Source organism: Neptunitalea chrysea, assembly GCF_027924145.1.
Classification (GTDB): Bacteria; Bacteroidota; Bacteroidia; order Flavobacteriales; family Flavobacteriaceae; genus Neptunitalea; species Neptunitalea chrysea.
In genome coordinates, this window is the sequence record NZ_BRVP01000017.1 from 67,933 (window position 1) to 86,756 (window position 18,824).

Consider the following 18,824-nt stretch of genomic DNA (forward strand, 5'->3'; position numbering starts at 1 on the left):
GATGCTTTTAATTAATACTTCAAAAATACCATTCATTAATCACTATAATCGTCGTATTTCGGTCATTGGAATTGTTGTATCGATGAATGAAGACTTTATATATGTAGATATGATATTTATCAATATAGTTTTCTTACTACCAGAAAAAGTAATAAAGCCTAGTTGCAGAAATTCCCCAAAGAAATATACATTTCGATGAGGAATTTCTCCAAATTAAGCATTGGATTTGGTGATATGGGGCAAAAAAGCTGCTTTCGACTACTCTCTTCCTTTGCAGTATTTACTTAAGAAAAGATATACTTTTAATTGTTTTTAATTTCTTCTTTACAACCGGTTGTTCTTTTTTAGAACTGAGCATTTTATAAAACCGTTCCATGTACATATCGGTTACTTTATCCATTGGATTCACTCTTGCGGCAAGAGCATTTGCTGTCTCCTGTTGTGCTCTGTACTCTTCATCTAGTAATAAACTTTCTATAGCCTCAGCCATGCTGTCTACACTATCAGTTTCGTAAAACTCACCCAAAAAACCTTCCTGAGCTAATTTATCACGAAAATCTCCTATATTCGGAACCACCATGGCTTTTCCATAACTAGCCGTTATGTGTAATACTTCAGAACTTCCTCCATATTCAACATACGGTAATACCACAACCGTACTACGGTTAAATATGGCAGGTACCTCATAGTCCTCTACGTATCCGGTAAATTTCAATTTGGGTACATTTGCATACAATTCCTTTACATTTTCCAAATATCCGGTTACCTCATCACTATCGGTACCTGCAATAACAATCTCTACATCTATATTCCTCCTGTATCTAATTTTTTCAATTGCCTCAATTAACCTATCCACCTTTTTGTTAATTCCAAACTTTCCAAAAGCCAATACCTGTAGAGTGCCTTCGAACTCAGTGTTAGAAGACACTTCAGGTATATAAAAGGTTCCGTGGGGTATTAAGGATATATTCTTATTCTTATAGATATTCTTATAATCATCTACATTTTTCTGCAATGTAAATACCACTTCATTAGCTTGTAATAATAAGCGTTCATAAAATGCACTTAATAGATTATTTCCTTTTTGCAACAAAACATTGTCTTTATACTTGTTATTAAGCATGTTACTATACTTAACAGTATTATGTAAAAGAACTATAGTTGGAATCTTTTTCCACTTACACATTGCGGGTAATAACAACCCTAATGCAGTAGCAACTTTTTTATTACCAAAATTCGTAAACTGCAAATTGAACAAGACCGCATTGGGCTTTGTTTTATTTAAAGCCCTTATAACAGATACCACATTTGTATAACTATCTAAAGACCAACATTGCTTTACTTTTACCCAACACCCTGCTGTTGTAAAAGATAAATTTTTAGGCTTATCGGTTCTGTCTGTTAACAGAATTAACTCTTCAATAGCCTCTTTCTGAGCAAAACTTTTAGCCAGATGAAAGGCATACTCCTTGAGCGCTACTTTACTTGGAGGGTAAGGTGTTACAATTGCCAACTTCATAATTCAAAACAACTAACAGGTTAAACTCTATAACAAATATCTACTAAAAAGCATTTAAAAAAGTAGGGGCATAGCCAAATGACTTATTGCTATAGATGAATGGCATTTTATTTAAGATAAACCAATTAATAGTATATACCCATCTCGTACTAAACTCACAAATTAATAAAATACAACATATACAGCTGCACCACTACCTAATATAAAAATAAAATGAGCTATATGTAAACACAGCACAATTTAAATAAATAAACTTCTTAGATTTATAATTAATTTCTCTCTTACTAAATTCCTTTTTTTAAAAAAGGAAGTAGTTCACTTCGTATCAACAATACTTAATACACGTATTATTATGATATATTTTTCAGCCTTTTTGAAATAAGAAAGGAGGGGCTTACCCCTCCATTCCTTTTAAATAACCAACTAAATTTACTATGAAAAATCTTTTACTATATTCTATTCTTAAAATTTCTTTGGTTTTAGAAAGGAAAGGAAGATTAGGGTACTTCCTTTCCTTTTAAATAACCAACTAAATCTGCTATGAAAAAAAACTAATCTGCTTTATCTAAATACAACAGGATTTTTCCTGTGTATTGAGTGTCTAAGTTTAGTATTAGGAAAGGAAATGAAAACACCTCCTTTCCCAAAAAATAACCAACTAAATTTGTTTATAAAAAACTACACTACTACTCTCTTCTCTATGTTTTTTTATGTTTTATAGATGACAGGAGAACATTGCTCCCCTGTCATAAATAATAACCAACTAAATAGCTATGAAAAAACCAATCTGCTACTTTATTTTAAACGTACAATACGTATTAATTTCTAATCTAGGACTCAAAAAAGAGGCTTACAATTTTCTGTAAGAATTTGGATTTTTACTATCTACACGAACAAAAAATGGTGTAGTTTTACCAGTATCAGGAATATCTTTAAAACCTACTATGTTGCACATCCATTTAAAGAAATCTTTTAAATTGAATCTCTTTAAAATCAAACCGGAAACCATCGTTAAAGCAATTAGGTAAAGTATTAATTCCATGATATCTTATTTGAGTTTTAATTACATTTCAAAAGTATCACTTAATCAATACATACTACTTCATATTTCGATGGTTGTAGGTTTACTGTAGACGAATGGGTTTATTCCTAAGGTATTGAAGTTACAATAAGTTAAGACGTTTCATTAATTCGGGTCTGTTAGACCTACTTACTGGTATAACATCCTTTTTAATTAGCACACTATTATCTTCTATATCAATAATCTTGTGAATGTTAATTATATACGATCTATGGACCTTTAAAAAAGTATGATCGGGTAACTTGTCTTCAATCTTTTTAAGCGTTGAATGCACCGTATAATTCTTATCTTCCGTCTTAATATTTATATAATCACCCTTAGCCTCAATAAGGTAAATACTAGGAATATCTATTTTAATAAGTCGTCTATCAATATTCACATATAAATCGGGCGTAGAAGTCTCAGGCTCCTTATTATCATCCCCAGAAGGTGTATTAACCTCACCTTCGGCAGGTTTAACTTCTCGAGTAAAGTTTTTGCTTTTTTGTATTGCCTTTTCAAACCTTGGCAATAAAATAGGCTTCACTAAATAATCCACAATACAATCATATTCAAAAGCTTCAATGGCAAAATTAGCATCAGAAGTTGTTAAAATAATTCTTGGGGGATTTTTAATTGTCTGGATTAAATCGAACCCTGTAAAGTCGGGCATATGAATATCCAGAAAAATAAGATCAACCTCGTTCTGATTTAAATACTTAATAGCCTGAATGGCGTTAGAAAATTCTCCTATTACATTCAATTCAGGAACTTTTGTACATAATTGTAAAAGGATGGCTCTGGCAGTTGCCTCGTCATCAATAATAATACAATTCATACAATTTTTTTTAGTTTATCGATTAATTTTCTTCTAAAAAGTCGGTTATAATTTGCAAAAGAATTTCAAACTCTTCTTTCAAATTAGTATTGCCCTTTCTTAAGTTATTTTCATAAGTATCGGCAATGACATAGCTTTTTTCCATCCCTAAAATACTAATTTTATGTTTAAGTTTATGTACAACTTGCCCTGCTTCTTCATTTTTTTTTTCTTTTATGAAATTTTCATAACTTTCTTTCTCCTTTGGGAGTTCTTCCTTAAGTATACCAAACAACTGTGTTTCAAACTCCTTATCTCCCCCTGAAAGGTCATTAATATAGCTAAAATTAGGTGTTTCCATATCTATTTTTTAAAGTAAAATAAAAGGTTGTCCCCTCACCTGGTGTAGAGGTCAACCAAACTTTTCCATTATAAAATTCTATAATTTTCTTTACTATAGACAATCCAATACCAGTTGCCTCCGGATTGTTTCCTAGTTTTTCAAAGGTCTTAAAAATCTTATCGTAATATTGCTTTTCAATTCCTATACCGTTATCCTTCACATGGAACTCCCAATGACTTCCTTTGTTTGCGCAACCAATAGTAATGATTCCCTCTTCCTTATCATTATACCTTATGGCATTACCAATTAAATTCTGAAAAACTTGTCGCAATCTAACCGCATGTCCCTTTACCACAGGAAGCCTGTTTTTAATAATTACCTTTATATGATTAGGAACATACATACTTTTAAGCATATCAGGTACCAAAAAGTTAATATCTACATCTATTAATTTAATATCTGTTTTATCAATGGTAGAATACTCTAGAATTCCATTAATCAGGGTTTCCATTTTTTCTACATTGTTTCTAATCATTACCAAACTTTCTACTCCTGCCTCATCTAACACCCCCTCATAATCTTCTTTTAACCACATGGTTAAAGCATCAATACTACGTAAAGGCGACTTTAAATCGTGCGATACCATATGCGCATAATTACTTAGCTCTTCATTTTGCAATTCCAGATTTTTAAGCAATTTAGCACGCTGCTTATTTACTGCCAACACCTCCTGCGCTTGATTATTAATTAAGTCTACTAACTTACTACCACCTTGTAATTCAATACTTTCATCATTAGAGTCCTTAGTTAAGTCAGATATCTTTAAGGTATCAATTACTTTATTAAGTTTTTTTATTACCTTTTTTTGCTCTGTACTCTCTTTACGTAGTTTAGCGTTAACGCTAAACAACTCTTCTGAACTTAATTGCATTGCACGTTGAATCATAACAGACTGCTCATCAAAATTGTCATACGATAAACTTATAGCCTTAAAAAAAGCTTCAAGCTCAGGGTTTTCTGCCAATTCTGTTGAAAGAAATTTACGTATCTGTCGTTTCAGCAATGAATTCATAATTCGCTTATCAAGGTTATGGTCATGGTTTGGTTATGCAATCTACATCCTCCTTCACCCTGAAAAGGAGCTATTTCTCCGTAAGAGTAGAATCCGCTAAGTACAGTGTCTGTACCAACCACCTCTAATACTTCTTCTACCTCTTCCTCTACGCGTTGATCTAATACTAACTTACGACCAATACAACTCACTAAAAACGCCAAATCGGGAGACGTCTTTCTAGATTCCATGGCCATTCTCGTAGCAGTTTCTGATGCCGTTGCAATATTATCTACATTGGTCATCATTAACTGTACCTTTGATTTCTCAGGAATATCACCTGCTAAAATGATGGCATTCTGTTCTTCGTCTATATTTAAAATAGAGCGTACAATAGAATGTTTCGTTCCTTGAGCTACCACATTTAACGGATATAACAAGGCCGAGGCAGGTAAATCTTTTGCTTTATCTCCTAAGTAATTTTTATATAATTCTAAAGCTGGTAACCCATCTAACTCAAATAGCATATTGCCATCTGATTTTGTTACAATACGCTTTGGTCCAAAGGGTGTCCAACCACCATAAATAGCCGAAGTTACCTCCAACGAGGTTCCGTAAAAACCAATAGCCACAATTTCACCTTCTTTAGGGTTTTCATTGTAAGAAGATAATGTACGCTCAAAGCGGGTATCATCTGCACACATACCACCCGTAACCAAAATGCGGTTATTCATAGCATTGCTAAAACCTCTTGTTAAGTTACTACCGTTAATAAAACTACCATCAGTAACTAAAAACATAAATTGTAAATCTTCTTCAGAAAACTTTTTCATTAGATTAGATCCGGTTTGGTAATCGTCACCTTTTTTATCTAGAACGTTTTCTGTATGTATTTCAAACGAAGTTTTATCAAATTCCATAGCGGTAATAGTAATACTATCGTCATTAACCATATTAGCCGAAATATTACCACTTGTAGACCCAAAAACAATTCCCCCATCAGGAAACATATCTTTTATCTCTTCGTAAATTCCTTTTTTTTCTAATAAAAATCTATTTCCAAACACCAATACTAATGGTTTGTTTAGTGTTATAGAAGGCCCAACATATTCCCAATCAGTGCCTTTTCCCCTTTTCAATTGAACCGTTTTCATATTATGTCCTTATTTTTTTGTTAATAGTGAAATAAAAGGTTGTTCCATTTCCATTTTCACTCTCTACCCAAACATCTCCGCCATAGAGTGTTACTATTTTCTTAACAATGGATAATCCAATTCCGGTAGAATCCTTACTTTTATTAAGCGAATGAAAGATTTCAAAAATCTTTTCATGGTACTTTTGTTCAATTCCAATACCATTATCCTTCACATAAAACTTATACACGTTTTTATCAGGTATAATTCCAATATTTATAACTCCTTCAGGCTTATCAATAAATTTTATTGCATTACTAATAAGATTTTGAAACAACTGTTGAATTTTGGTTTTTTCCGCCTGAATAACTGGCATTTCAGTATCTAAATTAACTTTTATATTAGCCGGAATATAAACCAATTGTAGAATTTCTTTAATAACGGCACTTGTATTTACCTGTTCCAACTCAATGGTGTTGGCTCCTGCACTAGAATAGTTAAGAATATCTGTTATTAACTGTTCCATTTTCTCTAAGGTAGACTCTATAAGCGCGAAGTTCTGCATGCTCATATCATCTAACTTACCTTCATTATCTTCTTTTAACCAACTTACCAAAGCATAAATACTTCTTAGAGGCGACTTCAAATCATGGGATACAATGTGTGCATATTCTTGCAGTTCTGCATTACTTTTCTCGAGCTTTCGTACTAAGGCTTCTTTCTGTAATTCTAAATTCTTCAGGTCTGTAATATCTAACACAACACCAATAGACCCAAGCAATTTACCTTCTATACTATAGTTGGGTGCACCACTAACCAGCCAGTACCGTTTGGCACCTTTTTTTGTATACGCTACCACTTCATACGAGCTAGAGATTCCATTCTTTCTATTCGCTCGCACTTTTTCGATTGCATCGACCCCTTCTTTATATACTAAGTCTGCTCCATATCTACCTAGTAAATCGCTCTCTTCATACCCTGTCATTTTACATAACGTTTGGTTCGCCATAAGTATTTTATTATCAACACTTACTTCTATCAACCCTAGGTTCATATTAGCAATAATATTACTATATTTTTGTCGCTCTGCTTCTAAGCTCTTTCTATATTTCTTTTTAAAAGTAATATCATTAAAACTCCATAAATGACCTTTAAAAACATTATCCTCAAAAACCGGAGAATAATTACGTTCTAACACTTTTCCGTTTCTTAAAACAAGCTCATCACCCAGCACCTCAACGCGGTTGCTAATTAGCTCTTTATAACGCTCTTTAATCGCTTCGTTATCCTCAAAAAGATCTTTATCTTCAATTATATCTATAATATCCTGAGAGTCTAAAGGATTATCTACATCTCGCTCCGGTAAATTAAAAAGATCATAAAGTCGCTTATTTGCTAAAACTGTGTTGTTTAATTCATCTTGTAGTAACACTCCACTATCTAAGTGTTCTATCAAAAGGAATAATCTATTTTCTGAAGAAAGTAATTTTTGTTCATCTTCCCTTTGCTTTGTAATATCTCTAAAAATACCCTGTATAGCTACAGCCTTTTTGGCCTCATTATACATTAAACTGCAATTAATATGAAGAATTTTAACGGTATTGTACTTGGTAAGAATTTTTATTTTTAAATCTTTAAGCTCCCCATCTTTTAGTAAAAGCTTAAAAGAAGCATCCATATCCTCTTTATCTTCTTCAACTACAATATCTAAAATATTAAGGTTATCATCTGAAATGTTGTTATATCCCAATAAAGCTATAGCTGCTTCATTCATTTTTAGAACATTCCCCGATAAGTCCATCATTAGATAGGCATCTACCAAATTGGCAAATACCCCAGTAAGTTCTGAACGAGTAGCAATAAATAATTTTTGAAGTTTATTATTAGATTCTTGTAATTGTAGCGTTAAATCATAAAGCTCCGCAGATTTTTTTTCTAAAATCCTTTCCGATTGCCTTCTGGCCTCTTTTTCGCGTTGTAAAGCTCTTTTAAGTATCGCAGCTTTGTTCTCCATTAGGTTTTTTGAATGACAAATTTCACTTCAGTTCCATCCTCCTTCAATATTTCTGTTACAATGGTTGCCGTAGTGTTAAAATGGTCAAACGTGTTATTCATAAGCCCTAAACCAAAATGATACATTGCTCTGCTCGATCTGTAAATCATTACTAAACTATCCTGTGTCTTTTCAACAACCTCAAAGGTTGGTAATTCGGCATCCGGATAAATTTTTATTACCTCTTTGTGTATATGATTCTCTATAGAAGCCAATAATTCTATAGGATCTGTATACATTTCTAAAAAGAACGCATAATTTCTTTTTATAACTTCAAAAAAGTGATCTGCATATACTTCTAGTAAATCATCTATACTAATATTTGTATGTGCACTCAAGCTAGTTAACAGCTGCAACATTTCAGCAAAATCGTATGTACCTACGGAAGTATAAATTCCGTTAGACGGTAAATTAGACTCTTCAATAATGGTATCTACCATTACTAATCCAAATTTCTCCTCTACTAATTCTAAAAACTCGGTAAAAACGATTCCTTTCATGACTTAGACCTTTATAAGTTCGTTAACGCTCCAATAATCTAATACTCTCAAGATTTTGGCCACGTAATCTTCATATTTTAAAGGTTTAATTACGTATCCGGCAATTCCAATCTTATAACACTCCAATAAATCTTGCTGATTGCTTGAAGTTGTTAAAACAATTGTAGGAATGTACCTCAAGGTATCATTATTTTTTAAAATTGACAAAAATTCTATACCATTTATTTTAGGCATATTCAAATCGAGCAGTATAATATCGGGTAATCTATCCCGCTGCTCAAGTACTTGCAAAGCTTCCTCTCCATTCTTAGCCTCTACAATAGAATGATTCAGTTGTAACTTACCAACGGTACGGTTCAACTTCATAATTTCTATCATATCATCCTCAATAAGTAAAACTTTCAGTGAATTTGTCATTTCTAAAGCATTTTAAACTATGTAAAAGTACACAACTTTTATTTAGAGGTTATATAGATGTGTTCTAGAAGGTATTTACTGTAGTTGAATGGTAGATAAGTGTAGACGAATGGTTTTGTCACTTTTCAACAATTACATGTTGATAATTTTTTTCACCCCGAAAACCTTAGAAAAATAACACCCCACTATAAACACACTTAATCTGCCATAATTTTGAGTTCTTGACTATTCATTTTTCACTTAATAAAAAACGAACCAAAAAAATCAAGACTTACTAATCTTACAAATTAAATCTTTTATCGATATAAATAAATTATAGTATCCTAAGTAAGTAACCTTCGGGAAACGCGGTTGGCAGCAATTTTAGAAGCACCAAAACCAAGTATAGTAATGGTTACCATTACAATAGCCATATCGGTTACTTTAGGCACCACCGGATATGCCAATGTTGGCGAAATAAAAACAAACGGATACACTTGTTGTACCCAAAGCAATACATACCCTATAATCAACCCTGTGAGTCCGCCAAGTACCGTAATTAAGCCACCCATTAAAAAGAAAATTAGTCGGAGTTTTTTAAGGGTAACTCCCATTGCATATAACGTTTTCAGATTCTCTTTCTTATCTAAAATCATCATGGTAATAGCACCCGCCAAATTAAACAACGCTACAATAAGTACCAACGTAAAAATAAGATAGATAGCAACATTCTCTGTATTCAGCATTTTGTACAATGCATCGTTTAATTGCTCTCGGTTTTTTACCACTACCCGTCCGTCATACAGGTGTTCTATTTTTTTAATCACTGCCTTCTGATTAGCATCTTTGGCAAGTTTTACCTCTATAAACGACACCTCATTGTTAGGTATAGATGCCAAATGTTGCGCCATATCTATAGGAGTAAACACATACTTTTTATCTAACTCTTCGGTTACCTGGTAAATTCCGGTGGCAATTACAAAGGCATCATTAAACGGTTTAGAGGTACTGGCAACACTTCCTTTACCCGGTTTAGGCACAATAATTTGTAATCGGTTTTTACGATCGTAAATACCCATGCCCAACGTGTTAGAAATACCATTACCAATAACCACCGTATTGTCTGAAAGTACCCAACCACCATAGCCCAAAATACTGTCAATAGCATTTACGTTGCCATAATTGGCATCTACCCCCTTGATATACGCTATATGGTTTTTGTTCTTAAAATTAAGAAACACCCGTTCTTCGATCACCTTAGCGTACGACGCAATACCCGAGATGTTGCGCAAATCGTTCATTTTGGCATCGGTAATTGTAATGGTTTTACCCGTTTTAGGGGTAATTTTAAGATCAGGATCAAATACCGAAGCAAAGGTTAAGCTATATTTCTCCAATCCGGCAAACCCAGCCAATACTACAAACAAAGCAGCCGCAGCTACCACCACTACAAATACAGAAATACCATTGATAATATTAATGGCATTTTGCTTACTTTTTGAAACAAGGTATCGTCCGGCTATGTAGAAAGGAACATTCAACTAACCTGCTTATGATTTTTTACGTTTATCCAGTAAATCAGGATTCTCAATTGGATTCTCATCGCCTTTTAACGACTTATCGATACGGTCTATATACTCTAACGAATCGTCTATGTAGAACTCCAGTTCTGGCATTCTGCGTAACTGGTTACGGGTACGTTGCGATAAATTATGCTTAATCATGTGCTTATTATCACGTATTCCCTCTAATAATTCAGGTCCTTTTTCGTGCGGAAAAATACTTAAATAGGCCTTTGCTACCGAAAGGTCTACCGTTACCTGTACTTTGGTTACCGAAATTAGTACCCCATGTAACCCTCCTTCTCTTGCGGCTCCTTGTAGAACATCTACCAAATCGCGCTGCAATACACCTGCAATTTTTTTCTGTCTGTTACTTTCCATAGGGCAAAAATACGTAATTTAGTACAGGTTACACATTCTTATTGAAAAAGTAACCTCCTCTGAGTATTTAATAGAGTTGACTAGATTATTAAAACACAAACAAGAGATGAAAAAAATTGAACACATTGGCATTGCCGTTAAAGACATAGAGGCCTCTAACGCTTTATTTGAAGCACTTTTTGGTGAACCAGAATACAAGACAGAGGCGGTGGAAAGCGAGGGCGTTAAAACGTCTTTTTTTAAAGTAGGGCCTAACAAGATTGAATTGTTGGAAGCCACTAAAGAAGACAGCCCTATTGCCAAGTATGTTGCTAAAAAAGGGGAAGGCATACACCACATTGCTTTTGATGTAGAAGACATTACCGCAGAGATTGCCCGTTTGAAAGAAAAAGGGTTTACCGTATTGAACGAAACTCCAAAGAAAGGTGCTGATAATAAACTGGTTGCCTTTTTACATCCTAAGGGTACTAATGGGGTGCTGGTAGAATTGTGCCAGGAAATTTCATAAAAAGCGAAAATTGTTTGGTGCATAGACAAAATAATAGTAATATTGCATCCGCAAAACGCAGGTCCTATAGCTCAGCTGGTTAGAGCACCTGACTCATAATCAGGGGGTCCATGGTTCGAGCCCATGTGGGACCACTAGTAAAAAAAAGGCTTTAAGAAGTAACATTCTTAAAGCCTTTTTTATTTGCACGCAAATAATGTAATTGTATTATAAATTAATCCCAGATTTCTACTGTGGCTAGGGATTATTACCAAGATGATTCCTTCTGTAAATCTGAAAATGGAGATATTAACCTCTGGAAGCTATACAATTTGTTTACACAAGCTAATAAGAGCAGCTATATTGATACCTTCTTAGATAGAAGTAACAATGCCTATAGTTTTTCTAATAGCTTATTAAAGGCTCTAAATGGTGATAATAATTACCATTGGTTTTTGAGTTGAGAAATGCTCAGTCCAATGGACTGGGCATTAATATTTTTTTTATCTTTAAAAGTTACAAATAAACCAATAAATGACTACTCAGAAAATAAGAGAAACATGTATAAATAGTGCAAAATTATATTATACATGGTTGGAGGAAAACAACAAAGGTCTACAGGTAGTAGATATTCTTTCTATCAAAACAAAAGATAACAAGCATTATACCCTAAAGCTTTCCTCTAAATTGTTCGATCCTGAGGTTGTCATGATAAGATATTTAGCCAATGGGAAAGATTTTTCAGATATATTTCAAGTAGTAGAATATGACTCTGAAAAAAGAATTTTATTTCTAAAAAAAAATAAAGAAAAGTTACCTTTTGATTTTAACGATAGTAATAAATCAAATTTTAAAATTATATCTAGTTTAAGATTTCTTGTAAAAAATGTAGAGGAGTGGTACACTTCAAATGGTGACAAAATTAAGCTTCCAGAAATAACTAATCAAGTTCGAGAACTAAAAACCAACGCATTACAAGAAATTCAGTTTGAAACTGGAACTTCTATAGAACAAAAAGACTCTATAAAAATGATTTTAAGCTCCCCTTTTTCTTATATATGGGGAGCTCCTGGGACTGGCAAAACTAGATGGGTTTTAACACAAGCTATGCTATACTATATAAACAAAGGTAAAAAAGTCTCAATCATGGCACCTACAAATAATGCAATTGAGCAAGTTCTAGAAGCCATAATACCTATAGCACAAAATAAAGGAATTAGTATCAATAAATTTATACGCCTTGGAAATCCAAGTTCTACTTTTTCAGAAAAATACCCTGATGTTTGTGAAGTAAGAGGTGTTCAAAAAAAAATAGATGAAATCAATAAGAGAATCAATTTTCTTAAAAGAATCGCTGATTTCGATATAAAAAAACACAAAATAAATAAGTCTAGAACATCCACAGTTTTAGAAAATCTTACAGCTAATATAAATCATCAAGATAAACTAAACTCACAAGTAAAGGATTTAAAAAATAAAAAAGTTAATTACCAAAATCAAATAAATGATTTGGAAATACAGCTTATAGAAAACCAAAAACATCTATATCAAATAATTCAAAAGCAAAACAGTTTAGGATTAAAACTAGCACAGAAATTTTTCGGAGTTAAAAGAAACTATAAAGAAGAAATTAGAATTTTAAATAATACCATTGAGCTTTCAGAAAAAAGGAAACAGGATATTTCAAAGTACTTAGAATCTACATTTAAAGAATTAGAATCTAAAACTTCAGAAATTTTTAAATGCAGATCCAATATTCACAGCAACAAAGAAGAATCATATAGTACTTTTGGATGGCTATTCAACACAACTAAAGAAGATTTTTTCAAGCAATTTGAAAATTTAAATGCATTAAAAAATGATATTCAATCATCTTTAACTATAATAGATTCTGAATTTAAAACTGATGAGGTTTTGAATATGGAATATTCAACATCAGACATTTCAAATATTCCATCAATAATAAAAGAATTAGAAAATAAAATAATAATTCTTGAAAGCTATTCTACAGAAGAAAAATTAAAATCAGTTTCCGTTGTTGCCTGTACATTAGACACATACATAATGAGATTTAAAGATACTTCTTTAGAAGTTGACCATATTTTTGTAGATGAAGCAGGCTATGCAAGCGCAATAAAAGTTCTACCTACCTTTTTGAAAAACATACCCATTACATTACTAGGAGACCATAAACAATTACCTCCTGTATGTGAATTACAGGATTACCAAATTTTAAAAGACAAAAAATATTATGATGCCTTTTTATGGCATTACACCAGTACATGTATTGACAGTTTATTTACAAAGACCAAGGATGAATGTTTACGTAATTTTGCTAATAAAATTCAAATCACTAAAGAAAAAATGTCTTTCAAAGCTTTGAAAACTACTTTTAGATTTGGAAATAACCTAGCACACATATTAGGTAAGTATGTCTATAACATGGATTTTAAATCAGGCAGTAAAAATGGTAATACTGAAATATTTTATATTAACGCTCCAAAAGGATTTGATGAAATAAGAAAAAGAGAGAGCTTAAATGAAGTACATAAAATTATAAGTTTAAGTACATTGTTTGATAAAAATAATGAAGAGTACGCTGTTCTAACTCCTTATAGAAAAGGGCAATTAAGGTTATTAGCAAATGAGTTACCAAAACTAAGAGATCAACAATTAATTATGACCGTACACGGTTCTCAAGGTAAAGAATGGAATACAGTTATTCTCTCAATAGTTGATACATCAGATATGTTTTTTACAGAAACATCAGCACCTAACAGTATTGGAAAGAATTTAATAAATACTGCTGTAAGCAGAGCAAAAAAGAGATTAATTCTAGTAGGTGATACTAACTTTTGGTTAAACCAAAGTAATCAACTAATTACTGAATTAATGAAAATTGGTAAAGAAATTAGTATCTAAAAAATTATTTCTTTAACCCGTTGTGCATTTATAAAAAGTTGTGCAAACTGCTAAAATGCAGTAAATTGTAGTTGTAGGCTTCCCCAGATTAGAACTGTTTATTTGTCAAAAATATCCATTTAATTCCTTAGGAGGTACCTCCTAAGGAATTAAATTTTGCGTAGGGTACTGGTGCCATTTTTCCTAATGCATCATGAGGTCGGTTGTTGTTATAGTCCTCTACCCATGTCATAGTTTGTTCTCTTACTTGATTAATGTCTTCAAAAATATATTTATCTAAAACACCTCTTCTGTAGGAACCATTAAAACGCTCTAGTCTTGAAATAGTTTCGGTTTTCCCAGTATCAGGCTGCCCACCAATTAATAAAAAGTCCATATTATATTTTTTTAAAAATTAGTTCTCAAATTTTTCTCCAGTTGCTCGTAAAAAGATTTGCCCCACAAATGCTTGTCTGCCTCTCTGTAACTGGATTTACCTGATAATTCTAAAGTCTTTTGTAGATACTCTTCGTACCCTGTCCAAAGTTTCTCAAAAGTCCAGTTTTTAATTTTGTGAAATTTCTTTTTTCTGTATTTCTGTTCAAGCATATTGTAGGCTTCCTTCATAACCACTATATCTGGTCTATCTCCATTCATATAAGGGTTAAAATAAATTTCAAAAGAAGAATCTAGATTATTATCCAAAAATTTTAATAAATGTAGCTCTCCCTGCTCAGGTTTTACCTTTAAGTTCAGTATCTTATCATAGGAGGGAATTAAAGTAGCCATAGAAAATCTTATCTCTGTTCAATTTTTTTAGTTTAAAAACATGCCTAAATATATCTTTTAAAAATTTTCTGTTCAAAAGATGATAGCGATGATATAATATTTGGGTTTAACTTATATTTAAGTCTAACTTGTTGTAAGCTATTGCAATCTGAAAATTTTTCAGAAATCTTTCGAATTATATCATTAGGTAAACCGGCTTCTTTAAGAGCTATTTCATTATCTCTTACAAAACCAAATTCTAATAAAGTTAATAGATATTTTAAATTTATTCCACCATCTGAAACACCATGATATTCTTGATAAACAAAATTGTATATGTTCTCAAATGCTCTAAAATATCTTGGTAAGGCAAACTCAAAATAATGAGTTATCAACTTAAATACAGACCTAATTTTAGAATCAATGTATTCACTATTATTTTGCTCTTGAATTAGTTGTTTAATGGAAGGTTTATGATATACATAATATTTCAACAATCTTCTTAACTCCCTATCAATAAAACCTCTGTCATTATAGTCTCTTTCATTAAATAGATATTCCCTAGAAAGATTGAAAATTTCATCTAGTTGACCCATATCTGGATGTGTCCCTTTAAAATAAACCAACTCAAGGTGTATGGGCTGAGTTCTTAATAAATTTATTAACCCTATTTGCTTGTGAATTGGAATATATTTATTTTGCTTTAAGAGTGATAAAGGTATTTTGTTCTTGGATAATAAATCTTCTATTCTTTGTCTAGTCTCTAAATTCTTATCTTTTAAGTCTTCTTTATCAATTTGCAAAACATCTTCTGGTTCTAGTTCCTCTTTGTCATAATAATCTATTAAAATAATATCTTTATCATCTTCATCTACTTCATGAAAATAAAAAACTCTTCCAATAAAATGAACCCTAAATCTACCAGCTCTTCCCTTAATATTTTTAACCTCAAAGCCTGTCAATAAATTATCCAATTTACCAATAGCATTACTATATAAAATAACATTCTTTGCAGAAGTATTAACCCCCTCAGTTATTGTAGTTGTGCATACTATAATATCAATTTCTTGAGAATTAAAAGAATCTATAATTTCTGTTTGTATATATCTTGGAACAGAACCATGGTGAAATGCAATGCCCTTTTTTAAAGCTTTTACTAGAGACCAATCAGGGGATATGGATTCAGAAATATATTCTATTAAATCTGAATTAGTTTCATCTGATTTGTCTAAAATTTTTACTATGTCCTTAGACAGATTTTCAACATAATCCTTCCTATAATTATATACAATTGTTTGACCGTCAACAGATTTTATAACATCCCTAAAGTTTAATTTTTTATTTTTCTTAAATTTAAGTGTTTTATCTCCAACTACATACTCTTCACCTTTCTCCATTTTATACAGACTATAAGTATCCTTCTGCACAATTTCGGAATTGAATTTTTTAAAATATGAATTGGTAGTACTTCTAAAATTTGGGCTAAAATCATCAAAATATGGTCCTATTAAATAAAAATGATTCTCCATTTTACTCAACCTATAAAGACAATTTGAAAACACACTTTTCCTGTCTTTATCATCTTGAATTTTATAAATCTCATCCATAACAAAAAAATCAATATGCAAATTAGGCTTCTCATCTAAAAGCATATCCATTTTTTCAGGAGTTAGAATAAAAATGTTTTTGTTATCGTTCTGAATTGACTCTACGAGACCTAAAGAATTTATCAAATTATACTTTTCTTTTAAATATCCATTTGATTTAAATCTTAGATAAGTTTCACTCAATAAAGCAATTGTAGGTAATATTATAGCAATATTTATATATGAATTACCAACAATAATTTCCTCTATAATTCTTGACTTTCCAAAAGAAGTTGGAGCACTTACAATAAGCCTCTTATACTCATTAAAAAGTGCAATAATTTTTTTCTGATCCTTGGTAAGAACAGTTCCTGTATCTAAGGTATAATAACTTTTAACATAAGAATCGAAGAAAGAATTTTCTATGTTAACTTCTTGAGGAAGCATCTCCTTGTAAAGAAATATTCGAGATGAAATAATACAATCTTGTAATAATTCAAGTAAGAATACATCTTTGGGAACAAATTCACAGATGTGGCAAATTGAATATAAGCCTAAATTATATAAATCCTCATCTTTTGAATTTAGAAGAAAATATGTTCCTTCTAATAAATTTTTAAAATTTGAAAAATCAAGAGTTCCATTTCTCTTTAAATCTTCTACAGATTTAATAACTTGAGTTTCTATTTCTGAAGAATTTTGAAATAATGGAATTATGTCATCATTTATATTGTCATTCATTATCTTAAGATATTTTCAATATTTTCCAAGCTGTCTTTTATGTTAGAAACAGCTTCAAAAGGAAACACTAAGAAAATAAAATCAATATTTCTTATATCTGTTACAATTTCCTTTTCATCAATTGAACCATATAGCTTTTCTAGTTCTTGTATTAATTCAGATTTAAATTTCTCATTTGTCTCTACATTATTTTTAATACACTTACTATCATAAGTAAGCAAAACTGGAACTTTAAACTTAATTTTATCTATTGATTTTCCTCTGAAAATAGATTGAAGTCTTTGAAAAATTTCTTTGTTCTCTTTGTTAATTTCCAAATTGGGTTTTAGTATGGATAATTCATCAGAAGTAAAAAGAACATTACAATGCTCATTTAAAGAAGTGATAGAGTGGGTTAGTGCTGATGAAAAACTTTGATGAAATTTTGATTCCCCAATCCATAATACTGGCTCATCATCTTCTATTGTAAAATGAGCACAGTCGTAACCATTAATTTGTAAAGTAGTTGAAGTCCTAAGCCTTACTTTAGTAACTAATTTTGGGGCTTTATAATAGACTAAGAGTATTAAAAACAGTAATAATTCTCCATAATCTCCCTTTTTGTTTTTTTGAGCTTTAGAGATTCTAGACCAAGCTATTCTCATTTGATCTATTGATTCTAAATCTGAAAACTCTTCCTCCGTCAAAGCGAAATATGGCACAGTATCTCTAATAAGTGATACTAAATCCTTTTCCCTATATTTATTAGATTCATAATCCAAATGAAAAGTGTCTTTAATAAAATTTCCATCTGAACTAAATTCAAATTTAAATATCAAGTTCTGTGTATAGTCTATTAATGATTCCATTTTCTACAAAAAAATTTTTAACCAATTCAATTTTTACTCAAGTGAAGGACCTCACAAAGTACCCCACCCCTTACGGGCAAGAAATTATTTTTTGCTGCCTAGTTGTAAACATTTCAATTTTTAAGAGGTTAAGTTTTTGGGAGTAAAAGATGCAACTCCTGTAAATATACTAATTTTTACACTAACAGTTGGCGTTATTCACCATTTAAAACAGAAAATAGAATACATTGCTATGCACCCCCCCTCAAATAAACTATTAATTACTCAATAACTAAGATCTTGTTTAAGGTTAGATATCTAATTGAAATTCTCTTAAAGTATTTTTGTATTTTCAACAGATGAAAGTGAATCATAACTTACAGAATCACATATATAGAATACTATTTATTTTATTTTTAATAATCTAAAGATTCAATTAGAAAATGATTCCGTTAACTGAGAAAGTGTCTATCGCCAAACGGTGTAAAGGAAACTACTTCGGGGCAAGCCCACGAAATATTTAGTAAGCATTTCATTTCTATTATTGAGTAAATATCATACTGGTAGTTCCTCCACTAAACGCAAAGATACAACCTCGTTGATACCCTACTCACCCCATAACTCAACTGAAATCATGGATAAGAATTAAACTTAATTCTGAAGAGTTGTATAAACAAAAAACACCCTTACTATTTATAT

At 31.5% G+C, this 18,824-nt stretch carries 17 protein-coding genes, 1 tRNA gene and 1 pseudogene; 4 read left to right on the plus strand and 15 right to left on the minus strand.

Annotation, left to right across the window (positions count from 1 at the left end):
- Window positions 1–280: 280 nt before the first annotated feature.
- From NBRC110019_RS12565 to NBRC110019_RS12615, 11 genes are all read right to left on the minus strand, one after another.
- Entirely contained in the window at window positions 281–1,519 is a 1,239-nt protein-coding gene (locus tag NBRC110019_RS12565) for a glycosyltransferase (RefSeq protein ID WP_281755373.1), read from the minus strand.
- 850 nt (window positions 1,520–2,369) lie between these two features.
- Window positions 2,370–2,561, minus strand: coding sequence for a hypothetical protein (locus NBRC110019_RS12570; RefSeq protein ID WP_281755377.1), 192 nt, complete (start codon window positions 2,559–2,561; stop codon window positions 2,370–2,372).
- 121 nt (window positions 2,562–2,682) lie between these two features.
- Window positions 2,683–3,417: a LytR/AlgR family response regulator transcription factor gene (locus NBRC110019_RS12575; RefSeq protein WP_281755379.1), complete on the minus strand. Its 735-nt coding sequence runs from the start codon at window positions 3,415–3,417 to the stop codon at window positions 2,683–2,685.
- A 22-nt stretch (window positions 3,418–3,439) separates the two neighbouring features.
- Window positions 3,440–3,757: an Hpt domain-containing protein gene (locus NBRC110019_RS12580; RefSeq protein ID WP_281755381.1), complete on the minus strand. Its 318-nt coding sequence runs from the start codon at window positions 3,755–3,757 to the stop codon at window positions 3,440–3,442.
- Complete coding sequence (locus NBRC110019_RS12585) at window positions 3,744–4,811, minus strand: sensor histidine kinase (protein ID WP_281755383.1); 1,068 nt, start codon at window positions 4,809–4,811, stop codon at window positions 3,744–3,746. Before NBRC110019_RS12585 ends, NBRC110019_RS12580 begins: the two co-directional genes overlap by 14 nt.
- Complete coding sequence (locus tag NBRC110019_RS12590; RefSeq protein ID WP_281755385.1) at window positions 4,808–5,944, minus strand: FIST signal transduction protein; 1,137 nt, start codon at window positions 5,942–5,944, stop codon at window positions 4,808–4,810. The genes NBRC110019_RS12585 and NBRC110019_RS12590 overlap by 4 nt, the downstream gene beginning before the upstream one ends.
- Before the next feature lies 1 nt (window position 5,945).
- A complete protein-coding gene (locus NBRC110019_RS12595) occupies window positions 5,946–7,937 on the minus strand; it encodes a PAS domain-containing sensor histidine kinase (RefSeq protein WP_281755387.1) in 1,992 nt (663 codons plus the stop codon).
- Window positions 7,937–8,476: a heme NO-binding domain-containing protein gene (locus tag NBRC110019_RS12600; RefSeq protein ID WP_281755389.1), complete on the minus strand. Its 540-nt coding sequence runs from the start codon at window positions 8,474–8,476 to the stop codon at window positions 7,937–7,939. The genes NBRC110019_RS12595 and NBRC110019_RS12600 overlap by 1 nt, the downstream gene beginning before the upstream one ends.
- A gap of 3 nt (window positions 8,477–8,479) precedes the next feature.
- Window positions 8,480–8,893: a response regulator gene (locus NBRC110019_RS12605; protein WP_281755391.1), complete on the minus strand. Its 414-nt coding sequence runs from the start codon at window positions 8,891–8,893 to the stop codon at window positions 8,480–8,482.
- A gap of 323 nt (window positions 8,894–9,216) precedes the next feature.
- A complete protein-coding gene (locus NBRC110019_RS12610; RefSeq protein ID WP_281755393.1) occupies window positions 9,217–10,413 on the minus strand; it encodes an ABC transporter permease in 1,197 nt (398 codons plus the stop codon).
- 9 nt (window positions 10,414–10,422) lie between these two features.
- Window positions 10,423–10,815 carry a ribosome-binding factor A gene (locus tag NBRC110019_RS12615; RefSeq protein WP_281755395.1) on the minus strand — a complete coding sequence of 131 codons (393 nt, stop codon included), beginning with the start codon at window positions 10,813–10,815 and terminating at the stop codon, window positions 10,423–10,425.
- 106 nt (window positions 10,816–10,921) lie between these two features.
- On the opposite strand from NBRC110019_RS12615, the gene mce reads away from it, so the two are divergent.
- The 4 genes from mce (at window position 10,922) to NBRC110019_RS12635 (ending at window position 14,224) form a co-directional block, all read left to right on the plus strand.
- A complete protein-coding gene (gene mce, locus NBRC110019_RS12620) occupies window positions 10,922–11,323 on the plus strand; it encodes a methylmalonyl-CoA epimerase (RefSeq protein WP_281755397.1) in 402 nt (133 codons plus the stop codon).
- A 60-nt stretch (window positions 11,324–11,383) separates the two neighbouring features.
- Window positions 11,384–11,457: transfer RNA gene (locus NBRC110019_RS12625), tRNA-Ile, on the plus strand.
- Window positions 11,458–11,547: 90 nt separating this feature from the next.
- The gene (locus tag NBRC110019_RS12630) at window positions 11,548–11,766 is read left to right on the plus strand and encodes a DUF3871 family protein (protein WP_309297646.1); all 219 of its coding nucleotides are present in this window, start codon (window positions 11,548–11,550) and stop codon (window positions 11,764–11,766) included.
- 70 nt (window positions 11,767–11,836) lie between these two features.
- The gene (locus tag NBRC110019_RS12635; RefSeq protein WP_281755401.1) at window positions 11,837–14,224 is read left to right on the plus strand and encodes an AAA domain-containing protein; all 2,388 of its coding nucleotides are present in this window, start codon (window positions 11,837–11,839) and stop codon (window positions 14,222–14,224) included.
- Window positions 14,225–14,351: 127 nt separating this feature from the next.
- Here NBRC110019_RS12635 and NBRC110019_RS12640 read toward each other — a convergent pair.
- The 4 genes and pseudogenes from NBRC110019_RS12640 to NBRC110019_RS12655 form a co-directional block, all read right to left on the minus strand.
- Window positions 14,352–14,612, minus strand: a pseudogene (locus NBRC110019_RS12640) (integrase core domain-containing protein); the annotation flags it as partial.
- On the minus strand, window positions 14,612–14,992 hold the full coding sequence (locus NBRC110019_RS12645) for a hypothetical protein (RefSeq protein WP_281755403.1): 381 nt from the start codon (window positions 14,990–14,992) through the stop codon (window positions 14,612–14,614). The gene NBRC110019_RS12645 and the pseudogene NBRC110019_RS12640, both read right to left, overlap by 1 nt.
- Window positions 14,993–15,036: 44 nt before the next feature.
- On the minus strand, window positions 15,037–17,298 hold the full coding sequence (locus tag NBRC110019_RS12650; protein ID WP_281755405.1) for a DEAD/DEAH box helicase: 2,262 nt from the start codon (window positions 17,296–17,298) through the stop codon (window positions 15,037–15,039).
- Window positions 17,298–18,146, minus strand: a complete 849-nt coding sequence (locus NBRC110019_RS12655) for a HamA C-terminal domain-containing protein (protein ID WP_281755407.1) — start codon at window positions 18,144–18,146, stop codon at window positions 17,298–17,300. Before NBRC110019_RS12655 ends, NBRC110019_RS12650 begins: the two co-directional genes overlap by 1 nt.
- Window positions 18,147–18,824 lie beyond the last annotated feature (678 nt).